At 73.3% G+C, this 26,758-nt stretch carries 19 protein-coding genes; 14 read left to right on the top strand and 5 right to left on the bottom strand.

Going from position 1 to position 26,758, the window contains the following annotated elements:
• Positions 1-167: 167 nt before the first annotated feature.
• Positions 168-2,120, top strand: coding sequence for a TerD family protein (locus tag V1L54_RS19820; protein WP_330119398.1), 1,953 nt, complete (start codon positions 168-170; stop codon positions 2,118-2,120).
• A 248-nt stretch (positions 2,121-2,368) separates the two neighbouring features.
• Positions 2,369-3,379, top strand: coding sequence for a TerC family protein (locus V1L54_RS19815; RefSeq protein WP_330119397.1), 1,011 nt, complete (start codon positions 2,369-2,371; stop codon positions 3,377-3,379).
• A gap of 80 nt (positions 3,380-3,459) precedes the next feature.
• On the opposite strand, the gene V1L54_RS19810 is transcribed toward V1L54_RS19815, so the two are convergent.
• The 3 genes from V1L54_RS19810 to uvrA all read right to left on the bottom strand — a co-directional run bounded on the left by V1L54_RS19810 (position 3,460) and on the right by uvrA (position 10,452).
• A complete protein-coding gene (locus V1L54_RS19810; RefSeq protein WP_443076708.1) occupies positions 3,460-6,939 on the bottom strand; it encodes a phosphodiester glycosidase family protein in 3,480 nt (1,159 codons plus the stop codon).
• 167 nt (positions 6,940-7,106) lie between these two features.
• The gene (locus V1L54_RS19805) at positions 7,107-7,532 is read right to left on the bottom strand and encodes a QcrA and Rieske domain-containing protein (protein WP_330119396.1); all 426 of its coding nucleotides are present in this window, start codon (positions 7,530-7,532) and stop codon (positions 7,107-7,109) included.
• A 73-nt stretch (positions 7,533-7,605) separates the two neighbouring features.
• Complete coding sequence (gene uvrA, locus V1L54_RS19800) at positions 7,606-10,452, bottom strand: excinuclease ABC subunit UvrA (protein ID WP_330119395.1); 2,847 nt, start codon at positions 10,450-10,452, stop codon at positions 7,606-7,608.
• A 174-nt stretch (positions 10,453-10,626) separates the two neighbouring features.
• Between uvrA and V1L54_RS19795 the strand changes: the two genes are divergently transcribed.
• From V1L54_RS19795 to pgi, 12 genes are all read left to right on the top strand, one after another.
• Positions 10,627-11,358, top strand: coding sequence for a maleylpyruvate isomerase family mycothiol-dependent enzyme (locus tag V1L54_RS19795; protein WP_330119394.1), 732 nt, complete (start codon positions 10,627-10,629; stop codon positions 11,356-11,358).
• 66 nt (positions 11,359-11,424) lie between these two features.
• Positions 11,425-12,084 carry an MBL fold metallo-hydrolase gene (locus tag V1L54_RS19790; protein ID WP_330119393.1) on the top strand — a complete coding sequence of 220 codons (660 nt, stop codon included), beginning with the start codon at positions 11,425-11,427 and terminating at the stop codon, positions 12,082-12,084.
• A gap of 98 nt (positions 12,085-12,182) precedes the next feature.
• Complete coding sequence (uvrC, locus tag V1L54_RS19785) at positions 12,183-14,261, top strand: excinuclease ABC subunit UvrC (RefSeq protein WP_330119392.1); 2,079 nt, start codon at positions 12,183-12,185, stop codon at positions 14,259-14,261.
• A 68-nt stretch (positions 14,262-14,329) separates the two neighbouring features.
• On the top strand, positions 14,330-15,316 hold the full coding sequence (rapZ, locus tag V1L54_RS19780; RefSeq protein WP_330119391.1) for an RNase adapter RapZ: 987 nt from the start codon (positions 14,330-14,332) through the stop codon (positions 15,314-15,316).
• Positions 15,313-16,332 (top strand): gluconeogenesis factor YvcK family protein, encoded by a 1,020-nt coding sequence (locus V1L54_RS19775; protein ID WP_443076707.1) that lies wholly within the window; start codon positions 15,313-15,315, stop codon positions 16,330-16,332. Before rapZ ends, V1L54_RS19775 begins: the two co-directional genes overlap by 4 nt.
• Complete coding sequence (whiA, locus tag V1L54_RS19770; protein ID WP_330119390.1) at positions 16,323-17,300, top strand: DNA-binding protein WhiA; 978 nt, start codon at positions 16,323-16,325, stop codon at positions 17,298-17,300. The genes V1L54_RS19775 and whiA overlap by 10 nt, the downstream gene beginning before the upstream one ends.
• Positions 17,301-17,471: 171 nt before the next feature.
• On the top strand, positions 17,472-18,476 hold the full coding sequence (gene gap, locus V1L54_RS19765; protein WP_330119389.1) for a type I glyceraldehyde-3-phosphate dehydrogenase: 1,005 nt from the start codon (positions 17,472-17,474) through the stop codon (positions 18,474-18,476).
• A 114-nt stretch (positions 18,477-18,590) separates the two neighbouring features.
• The gene (locus V1L54_RS19760; protein WP_330119388.1) at positions 18,591-19,793 is read left to right on the top strand and encodes a phosphoglycerate kinase; all 1,203 of its coding nucleotides are present in this window, start codon (positions 18,591-18,593) and stop codon (positions 19,791-19,793) included.
• 6 nt (positions 19,794-19,799) lie between these two features.
• The gene (gene tpiA, locus V1L54_RS19755; RefSeq protein ID WP_330119387.1) at positions 19,800-20,576 is read left to right on the top strand and encodes a triose-phosphate isomerase; all 777 of its coding nucleotides are present in this window, start codon (positions 19,800-19,802) and stop codon (positions 20,574-20,576) included.
• A 160-nt stretch (positions 20,577-20,736) separates the two neighbouring features.
• Positions 20,737-20,967, top strand: coding sequence for a preprotein translocase subunit SecG (gene secG / locus V1L54_RS19750; protein ID WP_330119386.1), 231 nt, complete (start codon positions 20,737-20,739; stop codon positions 20,965-20,967).
• Between the two features lie 162 nt (positions 20,968-21,129).
• The gene (locus V1L54_RS19745; RefSeq protein WP_330119385.1) at positions 21,130-21,465 is read left to right on the top strand and encodes an RNA polymerase-binding protein RbpA; all 336 of its coding nucleotides are present in this window, start codon (positions 21,130-21,132) and stop codon (positions 21,463-21,465) included.
• A gap of 161 nt (positions 21,466-21,626) precedes the next feature.
• Positions 21,627-23,300 carry a glucose-6-phosphate isomerase gene (gene pgi, locus V1L54_RS19740; RefSeq protein ID WP_330119384.1) on the top strand — a complete coding sequence of 558 codons (1,674 nt, stop codon included), beginning with the start codon at positions 21,627-21,629 and terminating at the stop codon, positions 23,298-23,300.
• Positions 23,301-23,417: 117 nt separating this feature from the next.
• On the opposite strand, the gene opcA is transcribed toward pgi, so the two are convergent.
• Positions 23,418-25,235 carry a glucose-6-phosphate dehydrogenase assembly protein OpcA gene (gene opcA, locus V1L54_RS19735; RefSeq protein ID WP_330119383.1) on the bottom strand — a complete coding sequence of 606 codons (1,818 nt, stop codon included), beginning with the start codon at positions 25,233-25,235 and terminating at the stop codon, positions 23,418-23,420.
• Positions 25,232-26,758, bottom strand: a complete 1,527-nt coding sequence (gene zwf, locus V1L54_RS19730) for a glucose-6-phosphate dehydrogenase (RefSeq protein ID WP_330119382.1) — start codon at positions 26,756-26,758, stop codon at positions 25,232-25,234. Before zwf ends, opcA begins: the two co-directional genes overlap by 4 nt.

The following is a 26,758-nucleotide window of genomic DNA, read 5'->3' as shown; positions in this document are numbered from 1 at the left end:
GCACCTGTAGGCGGTACGGTCGGCGCCCGGGGACGGGCAGCGCACCGCACCGGGCCCGGCGGCGCCGTCCGCCGGGCCCGTCGCCGCGTCCCGCCGCGGCGGTACGGGCAGGGGCGCCGTGACGCGCCGCGGAGCGACAGCGGAACAACCAGGAGGGGGAGACGGCGATGACGGCCGAGCTGGTCCGCGGACAGAACCACCCACTGTCCGAGACCCGGCTGGAGATCCGGGTGTCCGCCGGGAAACCGGTCGTGGCCGGGGCGACACTCAACGACGCGGACGGACGGCTGCGCGAGCCGGACTGGATCGCCCACCCCGGCTCCCCCCGCCTGCCCGGTCTGGAGGTCTCCCGGCAGGCCGCGGCCGACCACCGCCTCGCGGTGGACCTCCGCGCGCTCCCGGACGCCGTACACCGGGTCAACGTGCTGCTCGCCCTGCCCACCGGGGTCGGCGGGCCGCTGTCCTTCGGCTCGCTGGCCGCGCCCTTCGTCGCCGTCACCGCCCTGGACGGCACCGGGCTCGCCGGCTACACCATCACCGGCCTCGGTGCCGAGTCCGCCGTCGTCGCGGTGGAGCTCTACCGCAGACAGGACGTCTGGAAGGTCCGCGCGGTCGGCCAGGGATACGCGGGCGGGCTCGCCGCCATGCTGGCGGACCAGGGGCTGCCCCGGGCCCGCGAACTGGCCGCCGCCGTCAACGAGGCGGTCGTCTCGGGCCTGGCCCGTTCCGTGGCACCGGCACCGGAGCCGTCCCGCGACGGCGGCGGGGACCGGACCGGCCGTCCCGTCCCGGCGGGCGGCCCGCCCGGCGCCTCCGCCGCCCCGGGCACGGCACCGGTCCCGCGGCCCGGCCCCGGCGGGACACCCGCCCAGCGGCCCGCGGGCACGGGCCCGGTGAACTACCGCCACCCCGGCCGTACGGCGGCCGCGCCGCCCTCCGCCGGGACGGGACCGGCGGTCCCCCCGCAGCCCCGGCCGGAGCAGCCCGCACGGCCCGTCGCCGGCGACGCCGCGGGCTGGAGCATGGAGGAGCGCCTCTACAACCAGGTCTGGGGCATGTTCGAGGACCTGGCCCGCACCACCGCGGCCTACCGCAGCGCGGTCGACTTCGCCGACTCCCGCATGGAGCAGGAAATCGACAAGGTGCTGTCCGACCCGCGGTCCCGGATGGGCACGGCCGCCGACGAGGCCCGCGCGCGGGCGCAGGCCCGGCGCGACGAGCTCACCGGCCTGGCCCGGGACGCCCTGGACCGCGACCTGGCCCAGCTCACGGCCGAGTCCGAGGTCGTCGAGCCCGCCCTGCCGCCGGCCCTCGCCCGCTGGGACAGCCCCGGCTGGCACGCCTACCAGGTGCCGATGGAGACCTCGATGGCGCTGCGCCTGGGCGACCTCGGTCTCCCCGAGCACGGCGGGCTGCGCGTCCCCCTGCTGGTACGGCTGCCACTGGAACGCGGGCTGTGGATCGACGCCGGGCGTACCCACTCGGCCGCGTCCCTCACGGTCGACCCCCATGAGATGCGCCGGCTGGCGGGCGAACTGGCCACCGCCGTCGCCGGCCGGCTGCTGGCCGTCCATCCGGTCGGCGACTTCACCGTCAACGTGCTGGACCCGGCGGGCGCCGCCGCGGCCACCCTGGAACCCCTGGTGCGTTCCGGTGCGCTGCGCGAACCGCCCGCCACGGGGCCCGGAGGCGTCACCGCGCTGCTCGCGCGGCTGACCCGGCGCGTCGATCTGGTGCAGCTGGCGATACGCACCCGGGCCGCCGACTCCCTGCCGCCGGACGTGGATCCCGCCGGACAGCTGCTGATCGTCCACGACTTCCCGCACGGCTTCGACGACCGTGCCGTCACCCAGCTCCGCTATCTGGCGGACGAGGGACCGCCGGTCGGGGTCCATCTGATGATGGTCGCCGACCGGGAGGAGGCCCGGGACTACGGCCCGGTGCTCGATCCGCTGTGGCGCTCGCTGCTGCGGATCACCCCGGTGCCCGACGACCACCTGGCCGATCCCTGGGTGGGCCACACCTGGACGTACGAGCCGCTCCCGGTCCCGCCGGGCAGCCCGGTCCTGTCCCGGGCGCTGGAGAAGCTGGCCGAGGCGCGGCTGCGGTACGGTCGCTGACGCGCCGTGCCGGCGGCCGGGTGCCGGCGGCCGGCGCGGGAGACCGGCGGAGGCCGAGGGGCCGGAATCGGTGCTTTACCTTTCTTTGGTGTTCCCTTACCCTTGCGTGAGCGGAGGGGAGTACTCCCACCAGTGCGGCGTTCCGTCAGTACGGACCGGGTGTGACCGGTCCCGGGGCGCCGGCCCGCAGGCCGACAGGCCCGGGCGGAAGAGACCTCCGGCAGCCGAAGCCGGAGGATTATTGCCGCATGGATGTCTCCACGACCACCTGGGTGCTGACCGTCGCCGGTCTGAGCGCCCTGATCGCCGCCGACTTCTTCATCGGACGCAAGCCGCACGAGGTCTCCCTCAAGGAGGCCGGCACCTGGACGATCGTCTGGGTCGTGCTGGCCGTCCTGTTCTGCGTCGGGCTCTACGTCGCCGAAGGCGGCCAACCGGCCGGTGAGTTCGCCGCGGGCTACATCACCGAGAAGTCCCTCAGTGTCGACAACCTCTTCGTCTTCGTGCTCATCATGGCGAAGTTCGCGGTGCCCACGATCTACCAGCAGCGGGTGCTGATGATCGGTGTGATCCTCGCCCTGGTGATGCGTGCGATCTTCATCGCGGTCGGCGCCGCGCTGATCTCCGCCTTCTCCTGGGTGTTCTTCATCTTCGGCGGTTTCCTGATCTGGACCGCCTGGAAGCTGGTCCGCGAGGCCCGCGCCGAGGCCGCCGGGCACGAGGAGGAGGCGTACGAGGAGAACCCCCTGCTGAAGGCGGTCGAACGGCGCTTTCCCTCCACCTCGCAGTACCACGGCACCAAGCTCTTCGTGGTCGAGAACGGCAGGCGGCTGATCACGCCGATGCTGATCGTCATGCTGGCCATCGGCAGCACCGACCTGCTGTTCGCCCTGGACTCCATCCCCGCGATCTTCGGCCTGACCCAGGACCCGTACATCGTCTTCACCGCCAACGCCTTCGCCCTGATGGGACTGCGCCAGCTCTACTTCCTCATCGGCGGGCTGCTGAAGAAGCTGGTGCACCTCTCCTACGGGCTGTCGATCATCCTGGGCTTCATCGGTGTCAAGCTCGTGCTGCACGCCCTCCACGAGCAGGGCGTCCACGTCCCGGAGATCTCCATTCCGGTCTCGCTGGGTGTGATCTGCGGTGTCCTGGTCGTCACCACGATCACCAGTCTCCGGGCCTCCCGCAAGCTGGAGTGGGAGAAGCAGGAGTCCGCCGGGGAGTCCGCCGGGGAGTCCGCCGCCCCTCGCGACTGAGCGCCGGACACCGCACGGGCGCCGTACGGAGGCGGCGGGGCACCCGGCCCCGCCGCCTTTGCCGTGTCGCGCCCGCCGTGTCACTGTCCGCCGGACGCCACCGCGACCCGCTTCTCCCGCCGCTCGCCGCTCACGGTCACCGCCAGGGTCACCGTGCCCTCCCGCAGCCCCGTCAGGGTGCCCGCCGCCGGATCCAGCAGCGCGGTGCAGTCCTCGCGCCCCGGTCCGGGGACGGGCGCGACACACAGCCCGGGCGACCCGGACCAGTCGGCGCTGACCGGCCAGTCCACCGGCACCGTCCGGCCCTCCTGGGTCACCGAGGCCGAGACCCGCCCGGGGGCGCCGCCTGCCGGCACCGCCCGGGGGGCGTCCAGGGAGAGACCGTCCACATGGGGGCGGGTCTGGACCGAGATCCAGTCCCCGTCCGTACCCCGGGTGCCCCGGTCCACCCCCACCAGCGACCAGCCGGTGAAGCCCCCCTCGTCCGGCGGCGCGGCCGGTGCCTTGCCGGCGTTGCCGTTGACCAGATACGGCACACCGTCCACCCGTGAGGCGTGGAAGACCCCGGCGTGCGCCCCGACGAACGCGGCGCCCTTGCCGGTGCGGCGGCGGAAGTCGGCCAGCCAGTCCTCCAGCAGGTCCGCCTCCAGCCGGTCGGTGAGCCGGCTCGCCCGTTGCGGGGTCGGGTCGCGCGGCGGCACGTGTGCCAGGACGACGACCGAGCCGATCCCCTCGTCCCGGGCCGCGCCGTCCAGCGCCTCCCGCAGCCGCCGGAGCTGCTCCCAGCCGCCGCCGCGCAGGGTCAGGGAGGAGGTGTCCAGGGTGACCAGGCGGGTGCCCCGGTGGTCGAGGACGCGGTGGGTGTCGCCGAACTCGGCGCGGAAACCATCGACGGAGCCGCCCATCACCTCGTGGTTGCCGGGCACGTAGTACCAGGGGACCTCGCCGCCGAGCTCCTCCTGGAGCGTTTGCCGGGCGAGGGCGAGGTCCGCCGGGGAGCCCTCGTCCACCCAGTCGCCGTTCACCACCACGAAGTCGGGCCGGGCCGCCCTGACCTCCCGCAGGGTGCGGCGGGCCCGGCGCACCGTCTCCCCGTCCGGTTCACGGGCGACGAACTGGGCGTCGGAGACCACCGCGAACCGCCAGTCGCGTCCGGCGGTCCCGGCGGCCGTCGAGATCAGCGGATCCCGGTGGGGCGCGGCGGCGGGCAGTTCGGCGTCCGGCGGCACATGGGCGGTCAGCCCGTCCAGCACCACCTCACCGCGGTACCGCGCCTCGGGCCGGGTCTCGGCCAGGTAGAACCGTTCCATGGTGAGCGGGTACGCGGTGCCCTCGGGCACCTCGAAGGTGACGCGCCGCCAGCCGGTCCAGGTGAGGTACGGGCCGCGCAGCACCTGGGGGGTGCCGGCGGCGTCCACCAGCCGGAGCGAGGGCCAGGCACCGCCCCCGTCGCCCCGCAGCCAGAGCGTGAAACTCCGCGGCTGGCCCGGTACGGGGACGGGCGCGGGGGGAGCGGCGTAGGCGGCGCGGGTGGCGGTGGAGCCGGTGAAGTCGTAGGCCAGCCGCAGCCCGGTGCCGTCCCGCCCGGGGTCGGGGGCCAGAGAGCCGGAGGCCCGGGCGGCGCTGAAGGACCACTGCCCGGCGTTCCCGAAGTCCGCGACCGTCTCCTGGCGCAGGCCGACGGTGACGGCCAGTACCGCCGTCCGGCCCGCCACGCTCGCCCTGACCAGCCCGGAGGCGGAGCCGGCGGCGGGGAGGGCGGCGACGGTGAAGGTGCCGCGCGCCGGGTCGGGGGTGACGCGGAACAGGGACTCGTCGTACACCAGCCGGGCGTCGGACGGTTCGACCGGGGCGCTGTGGCCCTCGGCGTCGAAACCCACGAGGCCGAAGGAGCCCTCGCCACCCGGTGCGGCGATCCCCACCCGTTCCCGGGTCGGGGCGATCCTCGCCGGTTCGCCCAGCACGGTCAGCCCGATCGAGCCGCGTGCCGCCCCGTCGTGCGCGACGGCCTCGGTACGGCCGGGCGCGCGGGCGTGGAAGACGCCGTCGCCGTCCACCTCGCCGGTCTGCGGGTCGGTGCTTCGCCACCGGGCGGTGCCGTCCGCCGGGCCGTGGGTCTCGTCGTGCCCGGTGGCGGTCAGCCGGCGGGTCAGGCCGGACAGGACCCGGTCCGGGTGCCCGCCGGGCACGTTGTCCGCCGAGGGGGCGGTGGCCGGATCCGCGGCCGTCTCCACCCGGAAGCCCGTCGGCCGGCCGCTGCCGCCGGGAGCGGTGACGGCCAGTCCGTTGGCCACACCGCGCTGCCGCCCGTCGGAGGGACTGTTCTCCAGTCGCGGGGTGTCCGAGCCGGGCGCGCGGGCGAGCAGCGTCGAGGAGCCGCCGCCGTCGAGGTTGAGGGCGTTGTACGCGCCGAGCCCGGCCATCAGCACGGCCAGCTCGGTGAGGGTGGCGCCCCCGGAGGCGGCCTGGCGGCCGTCCACGGTCAGCACGTGCATGGTGGCGCCGTCCCGGGAGAAGCCGACGGCGGTGCGGGGCGCGGCGGCGTTGTTGGGCCTGCCCTCCCAGTTCTGCGGCTCGCCGTCCTTCACCAGCACCCCCCGGCCGCCCACCGCGGTGCGCGGCACCGCCGAACCGTCGTCGGTGCGCAGCCCGTACTCCCAGCTCACCGGGTCTCCCGGGGACAGGGCGGCCAGCGCCTTCGAGCCCGTCTCCCGGCCGAGCAGCACGGTGGTGCCCGCCGGGACCGCGCCCCGGCCGGGGGCGGCGGACACGGCGGTGACCCGGCCGTCGGCGACGGTGACCTCGGTGGTGCCGTCGGCGTCCGCCACGGCCAGGGCCCGGTCGGCCGTACCCCAGCGCGTGTCGTAGACGCCGATGCCGCCGGCGGGGACGGCGGCGGCGTTGAGGGCGGCCAGCGGCTCGGGTCCGCCGGGCAGGGTGAGGGTGCCCTCGAAGTGCAGGCCGAGGATGCGGCCCGCGCCGTCCGGGCCGAAGCCGACCGCCTCCCCGGTGCCGGAAACCGGGGAGTGGACGAGCTCGCCGCCGTCGACACCGGGGCCCAGCGGGGCACCGGTGCCGAGATCGAAGAAGTCGGCGTTGAAGGCGGCGACGGTGCGCCTGCCGGGGCCGGGGTCGTGCGCGGCGGCCAGCTCCGAGACGGTCGCGTGGTCGGCCACCCGGCCGGAGACCCGGCCGGGGGACAGGCGCTCCACCGCGGCACCGCCGCCGAGGTCGACGCTGAGGACGTCGGCGCGCAGCCACCCGTCCGGTTCCAGCCGCTCGAACGAGGTCAGGGTGGTGCCGGGCGCGACGGGCCGGGTGGTGCGGGACAGCTCGATGCCGTCGGTGCCGTCGGTTCCCGGGGAGCGGCCGGTGTCCGGACCGGCCGGGGCGGGTGCCGGGACGGTGGGTGCCCGGCCGCCCGGGCCCGCGAGGGCCTGCCGCGCCGGCACCGGCCCCAGCACGGCGAGGACCGCCAGAACCGCGAGGAGCAGCGCGGTCCGTGCGCGGAACCTGCCGGCCCGTCTGCCTTCTTCCTCGCCCTGGGCCGCTTGTGACACGGGACCACCCACAGACGCCGTCGGGGATGCGCTCTGCCGCGCACTCGGCGTCCCAGGCTTCCAAGGCGGACCGGTCCGCGCCAGAGGGCGTGCCCGGGGCGGGGGAGAACAACCCGGAGGAGACCGCGCGGTTGCCCCGTCCGGCCGTGGGACCGGCCGGCGGGGCCTCAGTCCGCGGGGCCCGCGACGAGCCGGCCGCCGTCGGTCCGGACCGGCACCTCGGGCAGCGGCGAGCCGGCCGGACCCGCCAGCACCTCGCCGGTGGTGGTGTCGAAACGGCTGCCGTGGCAGGCGCAGTCGGCCGACAGCTCCTCCGCGGAGGTCAGCACACAGCCCGCGTGGGTGCACACCGCGCCGAACGCCCTGAACTCGCCCTCGGTGGGCTGCGAGACGACCAGCCGCTTCTCGCGGTAGAGCCGGGAGCCGCCGACCGGTACGGCGTCGGCCGCCCCCAGGTCCACGGGGGCGGCCGGGACCGCGGGCGGCTTCTGGCCGCCCGAGCAGGCGGTCAGACCGGTCATACCGAGGCCGGCGGCTCCGGCCAGTGCCACGCCGCACAGCACGGTGCGGCGGGCGGGGGGCTGAGTGCTCATGCTCGTTGCCTGCTCTCCGGGTCCCCCGGCCCTTCCGGTCCCTCATGCCTCCGGGGGTATGTCTCCGGGCCGTTCACGGCTTCAGCGGCAGGAGGCTCTGGAGGAACTTGCCGGTGTGGCTCTCGGGAGCCGCCGCGACCTCCTCCGGGGTGCCCTCGGCGACGACCAGACCGCCGCCGCTGCCGCCCTCCGGGCCCATGTCGACTATCCAGTCGGCCGTCTTGATCACATCGAGGTTGTGCTCGATGACGATGACGGTGTTGCCCTTGTCGACCAGCCCGGACAGCACTCCGATCAGCTTGCGGATGTCCTCGAAGTGCAGGCCGGTGGTGGGTTCGTCCAGCACGTAGACCGTGCGCCCGGTGGAGCGCCGCTGCAGTTCCGAGGCGAGTTTCACCCGCTGTGCCTCACCGCCGGAGAGGGTGGGCGCGGACTGGCCGAGCCGGACGTAACCGAGCCCGACGTCGTTGAGGGTGCGCAGATGGCGGGCGATGGCGGGGACCGCCTCGAAGAACTCCAGCGCCTCCTCGATCGGCATGTCCAGCACCTCGGCGATGGACCTGCCCTTGTAGTGCACCTCCAGGGTCTCCCGGTTGTAGCGCGCGCCGTGGCAGACCTCGCACGGCACGTACACGTCCGGCAGGAAGTTCATCTCGATCTTGATGGTGCCGTCGCCGGAGCAGTTCTCGCAGCGGCCACCCTTGACGTTGAAGGAGAACCGCCCCGGCTGGTAGCCGCGCACCTTCGCCTCGGTGGTCTCCGCGAACAGTCTGCGCACATGGTCGAAGACGCCGGTGTAGGTGGCCGGGTTGGAGCGGGGGGTGCGGCCGATGGGGGACTGGTCGACATGCACGACCTTGTCCACCAGGTCGTCGCCCTCGACCCGCACATGACGGCCCGGCACCGCCCTGGCGCCGTTCAGCTCACGTGCCAGATGTGTGTAGAGGATGTCGTTGACCAGGGTGGACTTGCCCGAGCCGGAGACACCCGTGACGGCGGTGAGCACACCCAGCGGGAAGGACACGTCGACGTTCCGCAGGTTGTTCTCCCGCGCTCCGCGCACGGTCAGCATCCGCTTGCGGTCCACCGGACGCCGCTTCGCGGGGGTGGGGATCGCCTTCCGCCCCGCCAGGTACTGCCCGGTCAGTGAGGCGTCGTTGGCCAGCAGCTCCTTCAGCGGGCCGCTGTGCACCACCTTGCCGCCGTGCTCGCCCGCGCCCGGGCCGATGTCCACCACCCAGTCGGAGGTGCGGATGGTGTCCTCGTCGTGCTCCACGACGATCAGGGTGTTGCCCAGGTCGCGCAGCCGCACCAGGGTCTCGATCAGCCGGTGGTTGTCGCGCTGGTGCAGTCCGATGGACGGTTCGTCCAGCACGTAGAGCACGCCCACCAGGCCGGAGCCGATCTGGGTCGCCAGCCGGATGCGCTGCGCCTCGCCGCCCGAGAGCGTCCCGGCGGCGCGGTTGAGGGAGAGGTAGTCCAGGCCGACGTCCACCAGGAACCGCAGCCGCTCGTTGACCTCCTTGAGCACCCGCTCGGCGATGGTCTTCTCCCGGTCGGTCAGCTCCATGACGCGCAGGAAGTCGGCGCACTCGCTGATCGACATCGCGGAGATCTCCGCGATCGACCTCCCCTGCACCGTCACGGCCAGGACCACCGGCTTCAGCCGTGTCCCCTCGCAGGCCGGGCAGGGCACCTCGCGCATGTAGCCCTCGAACCGCTCCCGGCTGGAGTCCGTCTCCGCCTCCGAGTGCCGCCGCCGCACATAGGGCACCGCGCCCTCGAAGGCCGTGGTGTACGAGCGCTCCCGCCCGTAGCGGTTGCGGTAGCGGACCGCGATCTGGGTCCGGTGGCCGTTCAGCAGGGCCTTCCTCGCCCGGGCCGGCAGTCCGCCGAAGGGGATGTCGGTACGGAAGCCGAGCGCGTCGGCCAGCGCCGAGACCAGCCGTCCGAAGTACTCCTTGGTGTGCCCGTGCGACCAGGGGTGGATCGCGCCCTCGTCCAGCGACTTGTCCGGGTCGGGGACGATCAGCTCCGGGTCGACCTCCATCCGGGTGCCGATGCCGGTGCACTCCGGGCAGGCGCCGAAGGGCGAGTTGAAGGAGAACGAACGGGGCTCCAGCTCCTCGAACGACAGGTCGTCGTACGGACAGTACAGGTGCTCGGAGTACATCCGCTCGCGCTGCGGGTCGTCCTCGTCGAGGTCGACGAAGTCGAGGATCACCATGCCGCCCGACAGCCCGAGGGCGGTCTCCACGGAGTCGGTCAGCCGCCGCTTGGCGCTCTCCTTCACCGTCAGGCGGTCGACGACCACCTCGATCGTGTGCTTCTCCTGCTTCTTCAGCTTCGGCGGGTCGGACAGCTGGACCGTGGTCCCGTCCACCCGGGCCCGGCTGTACCCCTTGGCCTGCAGCTCGGCGAAGAGGTCGGCGAACTCGCCCTTGCGCTCGCGCACCAGCGGGGAGAGCACCTGGAAGCGGCTGCCCTCCGCCAGGGAGAGCACCTTGTCCACGACAGCCTGCGGGGACTGCCGGGCGATCGGACGGCCGCACTCGGGGCAGTGCGGCTTGCCGATGCGGGCGAACAGCAGCCTGAGGTAGTCGTAGACCTCGGTGATGGTGCCGACCGTCGAGCGGGGGTTGCGCGAGGTGGACTTCTGGTCGATGGAGACCGCCGGGGACAGGCCCTCGATGAAGTCCACGTCCGGCTTGTCCATCTGCCCCAGGAACTGCCGGGCGTAGGAGGACAGCGACTCCACGTAGCGGCGCTGGCCCTCGGCGAAGATGGTGTCGAAGGCGAGCGAGGACTTGCCCGAACCCGACAGCCCGGTGAAGACGATGAGGGAGTCGCGGGGGAGGTCGAGCGAGACGTTCTTCAGGTTGTGCTCGCGAGCCCCACGGACGATGAGACGGTCGGCCACGCCGGTGTGCACCTTTCGTGCGGGAGGTAGGGGACGGAGCCCCCGCCCAGGGTAGAGGGAGCGCCGCCGCGGTGTCGCATCGCTTGCGCACCGCGAGCTTATAGCACGCGCTTTCGATTTATGGCCGCTTCCCGGCACCTTCACCCGGAGGAGTGACGGAGCTAGCTTTGGATCATGACATCACCAGACGCCGGCCCCGCCGGCCCGACCGTCCCGGCGGCGGACCTCGCCGCCCTGCGCGAGTCCACCGAACGCCTCCTGGCCGCCGTGGCGGGGCTGGGCGACGCCTCCGTCGCCGAGCCCTCGCTGCTGCCCGGCTGGACCCGCGGCCATGTCCTGGCGCACCTGGCCCGCAACGCCGACGCCCTGGTCGAGGTGCTCGCCGGACGCCCGATGTACCCCAGCGCCGAGGTGCGCGAGGCCGACATCGAGCGGGACGCGCCCCGTCCCCTCGTGGTGCAGCTGGCGGATCTGCGGGCCGCCGACGCGCGCCTCGGGCGGGCGATGGACTCCCTCACCGGTGAGCGCTGGGGGGCCACCGTGGCGCTGCGCAACGGTGTCACCGACCTGGCCTCCTCGCTGCCCTTCCGCCGGCGGATCGAGGTCGAGCTGCACCACGTCGACCTCGGCATCGGCTACACCCTCCACGATCTGCCCGCCGACTTCACCGAGCGCGAACTGGAGAACATGGTGCGGCGTTTCGCGGGGCACCCCGACGTGGCGCCCCTGGAGCTGCGGACCGGGGACGGCCGGGTCCGGCGCACCGGCCGTACGGCCGGTGCCGGGGCGGAGCCGGTCGTCGTCACGGGACCGCCCACCGAGCTGATGGGCTGGCTCACCGGACGCACCACGGGCGGCGGACTCACCGTCGCCGGCGGTGTCCTGCCCGCCCTGCCGCCGCTCTGAGAGACTGATCGCGGGAGCGGTCACCGACCGCGTGCCACCCCGTCCCGGAAGGAGTTCCGCAGCCTCATGCCGTACACAGGAAAGGTCGTGGTCGGCGGCCCGGCGGACGTCCACGAGCTGACCGACCTGATGATCTCCAAGGCCGCGGTCGGCCCCCTGGAGAACAACGCCTATCTGCTGCGCTGCCGCGCCACCGGCGAGCAGCTCCTGATCGACGCCGCCGACGAGCCCGACACCCTGCTGAACCTCGTCGGCGGGGACGGCCTCGCCGCCGGTGTCGTCACCACCCACCGGCACGGCGACCACTGGCAGGCGCTCGACGCCGTCGTCCGGGCCACCGGCGCCCGCACCCGTGCCGGGCGCCACGACGCCGAGGGCATCCCCGTCCCCACCGACGTGCTCCTGGACGACGGCGACACCGTCACCGTCGGCCGGGTCGCCCTCACCGTCCGGCACCTGCGCGGTCACACCCCCGGCTCCGTCGCCCTGGTGTACGACGACCCGCACGGCCATCCGCACGTGTTCACCGGCGACTGCCTGTTCCCGGGCGGCGTCGGGAACACCCGCGGCGACGCCGAGGCCTTCGCCGCCCTGCTGCACGACGTGGAGACCAAGCTCTTCGGCGAACTCCCCGACGAGACCTGGATCTACCCCGGACACGGTGCCGACACCACTCTGGGCGCCGAGCGGCCGCACCTGCCCGAGTGGCGCGAACGGGGCTGGTGACGGCGGCGGTACGGCGGCACCGCGGGGCAGCGCGGAGACCCCGCCCGTTCCCCTCCGCCCCGCCGCCCGCCGTCGTACGCCGCCAGTAGGGTGGCAGCATGGCAGACCCCTCCAGCTACCGTCCCAGGCCGGGCGAGGTCCCCGACTCACCGGGGGTCTACCGGTTCCGCGACGAGCACGGCCGGGTGATCTACGTCGGGAAGGCGAAGAGCCTGCGCCAGCGGCTCGCCAACTACTTCCAGGACCTGGCGGGCCTCCACCCGCGCACCCGCACGATGGTCACCACGGCCGCCTCCGTGGAGTGGACGGTGGTGACCACCGAGGTGGAGGCGCTCCAGCTGGAGTACTCCTGGATCAAGGAGTACGACCCCCGGTTCAACGTCAAGTACCGCGACGACAAGAGCTACCCCTCCCTCGCGGTGACGCTGAACGAGGAGTTCCCGCGCGTGCAGGTGATGCGCGGCCCGAAGAAGAAGGGCGTGCGCTACTTCGGCCCGTACGCGCACGCCTGGGCTATCCGCGAGACCGTGGACCTGCTGCTGCGGGTCTTCCCGGTGCGCACCTGCTCCGCCGGGGTCTTCAAGCGCTCCGCCCAGATCGGCCGCCCCTGCCTGCTCGGCTACATCGGCAAGTGCGCCGCCCCCTGCGTCGGCCGGGTCCCGGCCGAGGAGCACCGCCGGCTCGCCGAGGAGTTCTGCGAGTTCATGGCCGGGCGCACCGGGGCCCATCTGCGCCGCCTGGAGCGGGAGATGCGGGAGGCGGCCGAGGAGATGGAGTACGAGCGGGCGGCCCGGCTGCGCGACGACATCGAGGCGCTGCGGCGCGCGATGGAGAAGAGCGCCGTCGTCCTCGCCGACGCCACCGACGCCGACCTGGTCGCGGTCGCCGAGGACGAGCTGGAGGCCGCCGTGCAGATCTTCCACGTCCGCGGCGGCCGGGTGCGCGGCCAGCGCGGCTGGGTCACCGACAAGGTGGAGGAGGTCACCGCCGCCGGACTCGTCGAGCACGCCCTCCAGCAGCTCTACGGCGAGGAGCGGGGGGACGCCGTGCCCAGGGAGGTGCTGGTCCCCGCCCTGCCGGAGCCGGTGGAGCCGGTCGCGCAGTGGCTGGCCGACCGGCGCGGCTCCGCCGTGGACCTGCGCGTCCCGCTGCGCGGCGACAAACGGGCCCTGCTGGAGACGGTGCAGCGCAACGCGCAGCAGTCCCTCGCCCTGCACAAGACCAGGCGCGCCTCCGACCTGACCACCCGCTCCCGCGCCCTGGAGGAGATCGCCGGGGCGCTGGGGCTGGACTCGGCGCCGCTGCGCATCGAGTGCTTCGACGTCTCCCATCTCCAGGGCGAGGACGTGGTCGCCTCGATGGTGGTCTTCGAGGACGGTCTGGCCCGCAAGAGCGAGTACCGCCGCTTCCAGATCAGGGGCTTCGCCGGCCAGGACGACGTCCGCGCCATGCACGAGGTGGTCTCCCGGCGCTTCCGCCGCTATCTCCAGGAGCGGCAGCGCACCGGGGAGTGGGGCACCGGCGAACCGGACGCCCCCGGCGGCCGGGAGGAGGCCGGTCCCGCCCCGGCCGAGCGGGTCGCCACCGGCCCGGACGCGACCGGTGCGGACGTGACCGATCCGGAGGCGGACGGAGGGCAGGAGGCCGGGCCCGCCGCGGGACGGCCGCCCAGGTTCGCCTATCCGCCGCAGCTGGTCGTGGTGGACGGCGGGCAGCCGCAGGTGGCCGCCGCCCGCCGGGCCCTGGACGAGCTCGGGATCGACGACGTCGCCGTGTGCGGGCTGGCCAAGCGCCTGGAGGAGGTGTGGCTGCCCGGCGAGAGCGACCCGGTGGTCCTGCCCCGCACCAGCGAGGGGCTCTACCTCCTCCAGCGGGTCCGCGACGAGGCGCACCGCTTCGCCATCCGGTACCAGCGCGGCAAGCGGTCGCGGGCGCTGCGGGCGGGTCCCCTCGACACCGTCCCCGGCCTGGGGGAGTCCCGCAGGCAGGCGCTGATCAAGCACTTCGGCTCGGTGAAGCGGCTGCGCGCCGCCACCGTCGAGCAGATCCGCGAGGTGCCGGGTGTCGGGCAGAAGACCGCCGAGGCCGTCGCCGCGGCCCTGGCGCAGGCGCCTCCGACCGCCCCGGCGGTGAACACCGCCACGGGTGAGATCCTGGAAGACGCCGAGAACGGGTAGGCACGTACGAGTACGAACGACGGCACCGGCCGCCCCGTCGGCGCGCCGGCCGACGGGGGGAGACACCGATGAGCGAGCACACGGAACACGGAGCGCAGGTGGGCACGGACAAGAGCACGGTGGCGGACACCGGGGGCGCCGCGGGCGCGGCGGACGCCGAGAACTCCTTGAGCGCCGAGAACGCCAAGAGCGCCGCCATCCCCGAACTGGTGATCATCTCCGGCATGTCCGGGGCGGGCCGCAGCACCGCCGCCAAGTGCCTGGAGGACCTCGGCTGGTTCGTGGTGGACAACCTGCCGCCCGCCCTGATCCCGACCATGGTCGACCTGGGCGCCCGCTCGCAGGGCAACGTCGCGAAGATCGCCGCCGTCGTGGACGTCCGCGGCCGGCGCTTCTTCGACAACCTGCGCGAGTCCCTGGCCGACCTCGACGCCAGGAACGTCACACGGCGGGTCGTCTTCCTGGAGGCCTCCGACGACGCCCTGGTGCGCCGCTTCGAGTCGGTGCGCCGCCCCCATCCGCTCCAGGGCGACGGGCGGATCGTCGACGGCATCGCCGCCGAGCGCGACCTGCTGCGGGAGCTGCGCGGCGACGCCGACCTGGTCATCGACACCTCCGGCCTCAACGTCCACGAACTGCGCGCCAAGCTGGACGCCCAGTTCGCGGGCGAGGAGGAGCCCGAGCTGCGGGCGACGGTGATGTCCTTCGGCTACAAGTACGGCCTTCCCGTCGACGCCGACCTGGTGGTCGACTGCCGCTTCCTGCCCAACCCGCACTGGGTGCCCGGGCTGCGGCCGTACACCGGTCTCAACGAGGAGGTCGCGCGGTACGTCTTCGACCAGCCCGGCGCCAAGGAGTTCCTGGACCGCTACGCGGAACTGCTCCAGCTCATCACCGCCGGCTACCGCCGCGAGGGCAAGCGCTATGTGACCGTCGCGGTGGGCTGCACCGGCGGCAAGCACCGCAGCGTCGCGATGTCCGAGAAACTGGCCCGCCGGCTGGCCGCCGAGGGTGTGGAGACGGTCGTCGTCCACCGGGACATGGGACGCGAGTGAACATCCGCACCCGAAGACTGAAACGCCTGGTCACCGCACGCACGAGCCGGGGCGGGACACCGAAGGTGGTGGCGCTGGGCGGTGGCCGGGGGCTGTCCGCCTCGCTCGCCGCGCTGCGCCGCATCACCCGGGACCTGACCGCCGTGGTCACCGTCGCCGACGACGGGGGCTCCAGCGGGCGGCTCCGCGACGAGCTGGGCGTCCTGCCGCCCGGGGACCTCCGCAAGGCGCTGGCCGCGCTGTGCGGCGACGACGAGTGGGGCCAGACCTGGGCCCGGGTGATCCAGCACCGCTTCGTCAGCCGGGGCGAGCTGCACGAGCACGCCGTGGGGAACCTGCTCATCGTCGCCCTGTGGGAGCAGCTCGGCGACCATGTGGCGGCGCTGGACCTGGTGGGGAGGCTGCTGGGCGCGCACGGCCGGGTGCTGCCGATGTCCGCCGTGCCGCTGGAACTGCGGGCCCTGGTGCGCGGCCACGACCCGGGCCGGCCCGAGGAGGTCACCACCGTCCGCGGCCAGGCCACCGTCGCCCTCACCCCCGGCGAGGTGCAGCAGGTGCACCTGGTGCCGCACGACCCGCCGGCCGTCCCGGAGGCCATCGAGGCGGTTCTCGACGCGGACTGGGTGGTGCTCGGCCCCGGCTCCTGGTTCTCCTCGGTGATCCCGCACCTGCTGGTGCCCGAACTGCTCCAGGCGCTCACCGAGACCAGGGCCCGCCGGGTGCTGTCGCTGAACCTGGCGCCGCAGCCGGGCGAGACCGACGGCTTCTCCCCGCAGCGTCATTTGGAGGTTTTGGCCCGACACGCCCCTAAACTCGCCTTCGACGTGGTGCTGGCCGACCGGGCCGCGGTGCCCGACGAGGAGGGCCTGCGGGCCGCCGCCCGGCGGCTCGGAGGCTCGGTCGAGCTGGCGCCGGTGGCCTGTGCGGACAGTGTGCCCCGGCACGATCCGGAGCTTCTGGCGGCCGCGTACGACCGGATTTTTCGAATGCATGGAAGGATCGGCCCATGGCGATGACGGCAGCGGTGAAGGACGAGATCTCCCGGCTCCCCGTCACCAGGACCTGCTGCCGGAAGGCGGAGGTCTCGTCGATCCTGCGGTTCGCGGGCGGCCTGCACCTGGTGAGCGGCCGGATCGTGATCGAGGCGGAGCTGGACACCGGCATCGCCGCCCGCAGACTCCGCAAGGACATCCTGGAGATCTTCGGGCACGCCTCCGACCTGGTGGTGATGGCGCCGGGCGGGCTGCGCAGAGGCAGCCGCTTCGTCGTACGGGTGGTGGCGGGCGGTGACCAGCTCGCCCGGCAGACCGGGCTGGTCGACGGCCGCGGCCGCCCGGTGCGCGGGCTGCCCCCGCAGGTGGTCTCCGGCGCCACCTGCGACGCGGAGGCGGCCTGGCGCGGCGCCTTCCTCGCCCACGGCTCGCTCACCGAGCCCGGCCGCTCCTCCTCCCTGGAGATCACCTGTCCCGGCCCCGAGGCCGCCCTCGCCCTGGTCGGCGCCGCCCGGCGGCTCCAGATCGCCGCCAAGTCCCGCGAGGTGCGGGGCGTGGACCGGGTCGTCGTCCGCGACGGCGACGCCATCGGCGCGCTGCTCACCCGGCTGGGCGCCCACGAGTCGGTGCTGGCCTGGGAGGAGCGGCGGATGCGCCGCGAGGTGCGGGCCACCGCCAACCGGCTGGCCAACTTCGACGACGCCAACCTGCGCCGCTCGGCCCGCGCCGCGGTGGCCGCGGGGGCCCGGGTGCAGCGCGCGCTGGAGATCCTCGGCGACGACGTCCCCGAGCACCTGGCCGCCGCCGGGCGGCTGCGGATGGAGCACAAGCAGGCATCCCTGGAGGAGCTGGGCGCGCTGGCCGACCCGCCGCTGACCAAGGACGCCGTCGCGGGCCGCATCCGCCGGCTGCTCGCCATGGCCGACAAGCGCGCCGCCGATCTGGGGGTCCCCGGGACCGAGTCCACCCTGACCGAGGAGATGGTCGGCTGATCCGCCGGTCCGGCACGTCCCGGCCGGCCGCGGCCCGCGGCCCGCAGCGCGCCCGGCGGTGGCCGATGTCACTCCGGGACGCCCGGCGCGGTAGGGTCGGGAGTGGTCGGGGACATCCCAAACAGCATTCGCCGGTGTCCGCACCGGCGTACCTAACGAGGAGATCGGTTCGTGACGATCCGCGTAGGCATCAACGGCTTTGGCCGCATCGGTCGCAACTACTTCCGCGCGCTTCTTGACCAGGGCGCGGACGTCGAGATCGTCGGTGTCAACGACCTGACCGACAACGCGACCCTGGCACACCTGCTGAAGTACGACAGCATCCTGGGCCGCCTGGCAGAGGAGACCAGCCACACCGCCGACACCATCACGGTGGGCGGCAAGACCTTCAAGACGATGGCCGAGCGCGACCCGGCCGCCCTGCCCTGGGGCGAGCTCGGCGCCGACATCGTGATCGAGTCCACCGGCATCTTCACCAAGCGCGAGGACGCCGCCAAGCACCTGGCGGCGGGCGCGAAGAAGGTCCTGATCTCGGCCCCGGCCAAGAACGAGGACCTCACCGTCGTCATGGGCGTCAACCACGAGTCCTACGACCCGGAGAAGCACCACGTCGTCTCCAACGCCTCCTGCACCACCAACTGCGTGGCGCCGATGGCCAAGGTGATGGACGAGAGCTTCGGCATCGTCAAGGGCATGATGACGACCATCCACGCCTACACCAACGACCAGCGCATCCTGGACTTCCCGCACAAGGACCTGCGCCGCGCCCGCGCCGCCGCCGAGAACATCATCCCGACCTCGACCGGCGCCGCCAAGGCCACCGCCCTGGTCCTGCCGCAGCTCAAGGGCAAGCTGGACGGCATCGCCATGCGCGTCCCGGTCCCGACCGGCTCGGTCACCGACCTCGTGCTGGAGCTCGACCGCGAGGTCACCAAGGACGAGGTGAACAACGCCTTCCAGAAGGCCGCCGAGGGGCAGCTGAAGGGGATCCTGGACTACACCGAGGACCCGATCGTCTCCTCGGACATCGTCAGCTGGCCCGCCTCGTGCACCTTCGACTCCTCCCTGACCATGGCCCAGGGCAAGCAGGTCAAGATCGTCGGCTGGTACGACAACGAGTGGGGCTACTCCCAGCGTCTCGTGGACCTGACCGTCTACGTCGGCGAGCGGCTCTGACCGCGCTGCTGCTCCACCGCAGCGCCGAGATGTGACACAGCGGGGCTCGCAGGGCGCGACGAGGCGCCCCGCGGGCCCCGTCTCGCGGAAAACCACCACTGACGGAGCCGTACATTGAAGACGATCGACGATCTGGACGTGTCGGGCAGGCGGGTCTTCGTCCGCGCCGACCTGAACGTGCCGCTCGACGGCGGGACGATCACCGACGACGGCCGCATCCGTGCCGCCCTCCCGACGATCACCAGGCTGGCCGAGGCCGGCGCGAAGGTGATCGTCGCCTCCCACCTGGGCCGCCCCAAGGGCTCCCCGGACCCGAGGTTCTCCCTCGCCCCCGTCGCCGGGCGGCTGGGTGAACTCCTCGGCCAGGACGTGGCGTTCGCCTCCGACACCGTCGGGGAGTCCGCCGCCTCCACCGTCGCCGCCCTCGCCGGCGGGCAGGTCGCGGTCCTGGAGAACCTGCGCTTCAATGCGGGCGAGACCAGCAAGGACGACGCCGAGCGCGCCGCCTTCGCGGACCGTCTCGCCGCTCTCGCCGACCTCTACGTCGGCGACGGCTTCGGCGCCGTGCACCGCCGCCACGCCTCGGTCCACGACCTCCCGGCACGGCTGCCGCACGCCGCCGGCGAGCTCATCGCCACCGAGGTCGGTGTCCTGCGCCGGCTGACCGACGACGTCAGCCGCCCGTACGCGGTGGTCCTGGGCGGCGCCAAGGTCTCCGACAAGCTCGGTGTCATCGAGCACCTGCTGGAGCGCGCCGACCGCATCCTCATCGGCGGCGGCATGGCGTACACCTTCCTGAAGGCACAGGGACACGAGGTCGGCTCCTCGCTGCTCCAGGAGGACCAGATCCCGGCCGTCCAGGGCTACCTCAAGCGCGCCGAGGAGCGCGGGGTGGAGTTCGTCCTGCCGGTGGACGTGGTCGCCGCCGCCGAGTTCCCGGACCTGGGCGCCAAGACCGCCACCGACCCCGTCATCGTCGCCGCGGACGCCATCCCGGCCGAGCTGATGGGTCTGGACATCGGCCCGCGCAGCCGCGAGCTGTACGCGGCCAGGCTCGCCGACGCCGCCACCGTCTTCTGGAACGGCCCGATGGGCGTCTTCGAGCACCCGGACTACGCCGAGGGCACCCGCACCGTCGCCCAGGCGCTGACCGACAGCTCCGCCTTCACCGTCGTCGGCGGCGGCGACTCCGCCGCGGCCGTCCGCATCCTGGGCTTCGACGAGAAGGCCTTCGGACACATCTCGACCGGCGGCGGCGCCAGCCTCGAGTACCTCGAGGGCAAGACACTTCCCGGCCTCGCCGCACTGGAGGACTGACACACGATGGCCACCCGCACCCCGCTGATGGCGGGCAACTGGAAGATGAACCTTAACCACCTCGAGGCCATCGCCCATGTCCAGAAGCTCGCCTTCGCCCTGAACGACAAGGACTACGAGGCCGTCGAGGTCGCGGTCCTGCCTCCCTTCACCGACCTGCGCTCGGTGCAGACCCTGGTCGCAGGCGACAAGCTGAAGATCCGCTACGGCGCCCAGGACATCTCGGCACACGTCTCCGGCGCGTACACCGGAGAGGTCTCCGGCGCGATGCTCGCCAAGCTCCACTGCGCCTACGTGGTCGTCGGCCACTCCGAGCGCCGCCAGTACCACGACGAGACCGACGAACTGTGCAACGCCAAGGTCAAGGCCGCCTACCTGCACGACCTGACCCCGATCCTGTGCGTCGGCGAGGGCCTGGAGGTCCGCAGGGCCGGTGACCAGGTCGCCCACACCCTCACCCAGGTCGACGGCGCGCTCAAGGACATCCCCGCCGAGCACGCCGCGAGCATCGTGATCGCCTACGAGCCGGTGTGGGCCATCGGCACCGGCGAGGTCGCCACCCCCGAGGACGCCCAGGAGGTGTGCGGGGCGATCCGCGGCCGGCTGGCCGAGCTGTACGACCGGGAGCTGGCCGAGAAGGTCCGAATCCAGTACGGCGGCTCGGTCAAGGGCGGGAACGTCGCGGCGATCATGGCGCAGCCGGACGTGGACGGGGCGCTGGTCGGCGGTGCCTCACTGGACGTGGACGAGTTCGTGCGGATCGTCCGCTTCCGCGACCAGTGACGGGCCGGACGGCTCACCGGCGGCCGGTGACGGCGGGCCGTCCACGTCGTACCCTGTCGGGGCCGGGAGCGTGTGCGCGCACCTCTCCCGGCCCCGTACCCTGCAAGTCCCGAGAGTTTTCCGCAGACATCCGTCCGAGAGAGTTGGTCCAGCCGTGATCATGGGGTTCTCCATCGCCCTCGTCGTCTTCAGCCTGCTGCTGCTGCTGCTCGTGCTGATGCAAAAGGGAAAGGGCGGCGGCCTCTCCGACATGTTCGGCGGTGGCATGCAGGCGTCCATCGGCGGCTCCTCGGTCGCCGAGCGCAATCTCGTCCGCCTCACGGTGGTGGTCAGCCTTCTCTGGTTCGCCGTCATCGTGGCGCTCGGCATCCTGATGAAGCTCGACGCCTGACACCGCACGGCTGTCCCGGCCTATCATGAGGCACACGCCCGACGGCCCGGAGGGCGGTAACTCCGGTCTGCGGGCGCGTGTTGGGCCCCACATACACCGGGGCACCTGCGGCGGAGCCGTCCGCCGGCGCTCCGCGGCACCATGAGGCAGGGAGTTACGACCGTGGCAAGTGGCAACGCGATCCGGGGAAGCCGGGTCGGAGCGGGGCCGATGGGGGAGGCCGAGCGAGGCGAGTCCGCGCCGCGCCTGCGGATCCCCTTCTGGTGCTCCAACGGGCACGAGACCCGCCCCAGCTTCGCCAGCGACGCACAGATTCCGGACACCTGGGACTGTCCGCGCTGCGGCTTCCCGGCGGGCAAGGACCGGGACAATCCGCCGGACCCGCCGCGCACCGAGCCCTACAAGACGCATCTCGCGTATGTGCGCGAGCGGCGCAGCGACGCCGACGGCGAGGCGATCCTCGCCGAGGCGCTGGCCAAGCTGCGCGGGGAGATCTGAGGCTCCGTCCGCGCGGGTGGGCACCAGCGGCGGCCCGGCCGTACGTCCTCACCGGGACGTACGGCCGGGCCGCCGCTGCGTGGGGCGGCCGTTCCACTAGGTTGGGAACCGGCCGGTCCGTCGCACGGGGACCGCGAGAGAGAAGTGGACTGAATTCGCAGATGAACGCTGAAGGCCGCGGCAGGCTCGACCACATGCCGCAGTGGCAGGCGCTGGCCAGGCACCGCGAGGAGCTGGGGGAGGTGCATCTGCGCGACCTGTTCGCCGACGACCCGGGCCGCGCCGAGCGGTACGGCGTCCGGGTGGGCGACCTGTACCTGGACTACTCGAAGAACCTCGTCACGGACGAGACGCTGCGACTGCTGGGCGAACTGGCCGGGGCCACCGGTGTCGCGGAACTGCGGGACGCGATGTTCCGCGGCGAGCGGATCAACACCACCGAGAACCGGGCCGTGCTGCACACCGCCCTGCGGGCCCCGCGGGATGCGGTGATCGAGGTCGACGGCGGGAACGGCGGGAACGGCGAAAACGTAGTCCCCGCGGTGCACGCCGTGCTCGACCGGATGTCCGCCTTCGCCGAGGCGGTGCGCTCCGGCCGGTGGGCCGGCCACACCGGGCGGCGCGTCAGGAACGTCGTCAACATCGGCATCGGCGGCTCCGACCTGGGGCCCGCGATGGCGTTCGAGGCGCTGCGCGCCTACACCGACCGGGAGTTGGACGTCCGCTTCGTCTCCAACGTGGACGGCGCCGACCTGCACGAGGCGCTCCAGGACCTGGACCCGGCCGAGACGCTGTTCGTCGTCGCCTCCAAGACCTTCACCACCATCGAGACCATCACCAACGCCACCTCGGCGAAGAACTGGCTGCTGGCCGGTCTGGGCGCGGGGAAGGAGGCGGTGGCCAAGCACTTCGTGGCGCTCTCGACGAACGCGGAGGCGGTCGGGGAGTTCGGCATCGACACCTCGAACATGTTCGAGTTCTGGGACTGGGTCGGCGGCCGCTACTCCTACGACTCGGCCATCGGCCTGTCGCTCATGATCGCCATCGGCCCGGACCGCTTCCGGGAGATGCTGGACGGCTTCCGCACCGTCGACGAGCACTTCCGCACCGCACCGCCCGAGGAGAACGCCCCGCTGCTGCTGGGCCTGCTGGGCATCTGGTACGGCGCCTTCTTCGACGCCCAGTCGCACGCGGTGCTGCCCTACAGCCACTACCTGTCGAAGTTCCCCGCCTACCTCCAGCAGCTCGACATGGAGTCCAACGGCAAGTCGGTGGACCGGCAGGGGCGGCCGGTGAGCTGGCAGACCGGCCCGGTGGTCTGGGGCACCCCCGGCACCAACGGCCAGCATGCGTACTTCCAGCTGCTGCACCAGGGCACCCGGCTGGTCCCCGCGGACCTCATCGGCTTCGCCCGGCCGGTACCCGGCCTGCCGCCGGAACTCGCGGACCAGCACGACCTGCTGATGGCCAATCTCTTCGCCCAGGGCCAGGCGCTGGCCTTCGGCAAGACGCAGGAGGAGGTGCGGGCCGAGGGCGTGCCCGAGGAGCAGGTCCCGCACCGCACCTTCCCGGGCAACCGCCCCACGACGACGATCCTGGCCGACGGACTGACCCCCTCGGTACTGGGCCAGCTGGTCGCGCTGTACGAGCACAAGGTGTTCGTCCAGGGAGCGGTCTGGGACATCGACTCCTTCGACCAGTGGGGCGTGGAGCTGGGCAAGGTCCTGGCCAAGCGTGTCGAGCCCGCCCTGACCGAGGGCACCGAACCGGCGGGACTGGACGCCTCCACGGCGGCCCTGGTGGCCCGCTACCGCGTCCTGCGCGGCCGCGGCTGAGCCCTTCCCCTCCCGGTGGTTCCGGTCCCCCCGGGGGCGGGTCCCCGGTACGCCGGTGGCCCCGACTCCGTACGGAGTCGGGGCCACCGGCCGTCGTCCGGGCGGCCTTCCGGCCGGTCAGCTCCGGGCCGAGGCCGGCAGACGGGACGCCGCGGCCTCGTCGAGGATCCACAGGGTGCGCTCGCGGCCCCGGGCGCCCGCGGCGGGTGCCCGGAAGGGGTCCTCGGCGGTCAGCGCGCCGGCCGCCGCCTCCGCCTTGTCCTCGCCGGCCGCCAGCAGCCACACCTGGCGGGCCGCCCGGAGGGCCGGGAGGGCGAGGGAGACCCGTACCGGCGGCGGCTTCGGGGAGTCGGTGACGCCGACGACCGTCCGCCCCTCCTCCCGCACCGCCGGGTGCCCGGGGAAGAGGGAGGCCACATGGGTGTCCGGGCCCAGCCCCAGCAGCAGCACGTCGAAGGACGGCACCGCCGGCGTGTCCCGGCTACCGGCCCCGCCGCCGCCCGCCGCGGCGGCGAGTTCCGCCGCGTACGCCTCCGCCGCTGCCGCCGCGTCGTCGCCGTGGGGGCCGCCGGAGGCGGGCATCGGGTGGACCCGCGCCGGGTCCAGCGGAAGCCCGTCCAGAAGTGCCAGGCGGGCCTGGGTGTGGTTGCGGTCCGGGTCGCCGTCGGGCAGGAACCGCTCGTCGCCCCACCACAGGTCCACCCGTGACCAGTCGACGGAGCCGCGGCCCGGGGCCTGGGCCAGGGCCGCCAGCAGGCCGATGCCGTTGCGGCCGCCGGTCAGCACCAGGGACGCGGTGCCGCGGGCGCTCTGCGCCTCCGCGACCGCGGTGAGCAGCCGCGCCGCCGTCGCCCGGAGCAGCGTCTCCGGGTCGGGATGGACGGTGAGCCGCGGGGGAGCCCCGGGCACGTCCACCGGGCCGCCGCCCGGTTCCCCGGGGCCCGTCCCCTCCGGAGCGCCCGGGCTCTGCGGGCCCGTCCCGACCCGGTCCGCCGCGTCCGCCGCCGACCGGCCGTGCAGCCGGTCGAGGCCGAAGCAGATCGCCTGGGCGTAGGTCTCGTCCGGGTCCAGGCGCCGCAGCTCCTCCGCGATCAGCTCGGCCGTGCCGCGCCGGTGGAGGGCCACGTTCCGGTCGGGCTGGCCGGGCACGGTGAGCCTGGCCAGCGAGCCGTCGCCGCGCTCCAGGCTGATGTCGCCCTCGCCGGTGGTCAGCCGTACGGCCGTGATGCCCGGCCCCTCGGAGACCCTGCGCTCGACGGGGACGTCCAGCCGCCGGGCGAGCCAGAGCGCCAGCAGCTCGGTGCTGGGGTTGTACTCCTCGCCCTCGACGACCGCGCCGGTGATCCGGACCGGCTTCTGGTCCAGGGCGGCGGCCAGCACACTGCGCCACAGGGTGATGCGGGTCCAGACCAGATCGGTGTCGCCGGGCGCGTAGCTGCGGGCCCGCAGCGCCAGCGCGGCCACCGGGTCCTCGTTCTCGGCCGCGTCGGTGATGCGCCGCTGCGCGAGCACCCCGAGGGGGTCCTTCGAGGGCTGCTCGGGTCCGTCGGCGGGCCACCAGACGACGGCGGGCGCGTCCGGCAGCAGCAGGGGCAGGACGACGCTGTGGGCGTGCGAGGCCAGCTCGCCGTGCAGCCGCAGCAGCACCGTCTCGCCGGTGCCGGTGCCGCCGCCGACCCGCACCTCTGCGTCGAGCCGGGCCATGGCCCGGTCCCGGGGGGAGCGACCCGGACGCCGGACGACGACGAGGATCCGCGAGGGGTGCTCGCGGGAGGCCTCGCTGGCCGCCTTCAGCGCGTCGTAGTGGCTGCCCTCGTCCGTCACGATGACGAGCGTGAGCACCATGCCGACGGCCGGGCTGCCCATCGCCCGCCGCGCCTTCACCAGAGCCGCGTTGATCTGGCCGGACGTGGTGTCCGTGAGGTCGATGTTCATGGGCGCCGCCAGCTCCGTCCGTCGCGTGCGAGCATCTCGTCGGCCGCCTGCGGACCCCAGGTCCCGGCGGTGTACGGTTCGGGCCTGCCGTGCGCCTCCCAGAACTCCTCGACCGGGTCCAGGATCTCCCAGGACCGCTCGACCTCCTGGTGCCGCGGGAAGAGGTTGGCGTCGCCCAGCAGCACGTCCAGGATGAGCCGCTCGTACGCCTCGGGGCTGGACTCGGTGAAGGACTCGCCGTAGGCGAAGTCCATCGTCACGTCCCGGATCTCCATGGAGGTGCCGGGCACCTTGGAGCCGAACCGGATGGTGATGCCCTCGTCCGGCTGCACCCGGATGACCAGCGCGTTCTGGCCCAGCTCCCGGGTGTCGGTGGCGTCGAAGGGGGAGTAGGGGGCGCGCTGGAAGACCACCGCGATCTCGGTGACGCGGCGGCCCAGCCGCTTGCCCGTGCGCAGGTAGAAGGGGACCCCCGCCCAGCGGCGGTTGTCGATCTCCAGCTTGACGGCCGCGTAGGTGTCGGTGCGGGAGTCCGGGTCGATGCCCTCCTCCTCCAGGTAGCCGGGCACCTTCCGGCCGCCCTGCCAGCCCGCGGTGTACTGGCCGCGCACGGTGTGGCGGCCCAGGTCCTTCGGCAGCCGTACCGCGTTGAGCACCTTGAGCTTCTCGGTGACCAGCGCCTTGGCGTCGAAGGAGGAGGGTTCCTCCATGGCGGTCAGGGCCAGCAGCTGGAGCAGGTGGTTCTGGATCACGTCGCGGGCCGCGCCGATGCCGTCGTAGTACCCCGCGCGTCCGCCGATGCCGATGTCCTCGGCCATCGTGATCTGCACGTGGTCCACGTAGGAGCGGTTCCACAGCGGCTCGAACATCGTGTTGGCGAAGCGCAGCGCCAGGATGTTCTGGACGGTCTCCTTGCCCAGGTAGTGGTCGATCCGGAAGACGTCGGACTGCCGGAAGACCTGGTGGACGACCCGGTTGAGCTCCTGGGCGCTGGCCAGGTCGTGCCCGAAGGGCTTCTCGATGACCGCCCGGCGCCAGGAGCCGTCGGGCGCGTCGGACAGCTCGTGCTTCTTGAGCTGCTGCAGGACGGTGGGGAAGAACTTGGGCGGCACCGAGAGGTAGAAGGCGAAGTTGCCGCCGGTGCCGCGCGAGGCGTCCAGGTCCTGGATGGTCGACTTCAGCCTGGCGAACGCCTCGTCGTCGTCGAAGACCCCGGGCACGAAACGCATGCCCGCGCCGAGCTGCCGCCAGACCTCCTCCCGGAAGGGGGTGCGGGCGTACTGCTTGACCGAGTCGTGCACCACCTGGCAGAAGTCCTGGTCCTCCCACTCGCGGCGGGCGAAGCCGACGAGGGAGAACCCCGGGGGCAGCAGGCCCCGGTTGGCGAGGTCGTAGACCGCGGGCATCAGCTTTTTCCGTGACAGGTCGCCGGTGACGCCGAAAATGACCAGGCCCGACGGCCCCGCGATACGCGGGAGCCGCCGGTCCTGTGCGTCACGCAGCGGGTTGGCCGCGCTGCTCAC

It is taken from the genome of Streptomyces rubellus, assembly GCF_036323805.1.
In the GTDB taxonomy this organism is placed as follows: Bacteria; Actinomycetota; Actinomycetes; order Streptomycetales; family Streptomycetaceae; genus Streptomyces.
Note: the sequence above shows the minus strand (reverse complement) of the source record. Positions and strands in the feature narration are given on the sequence as shown.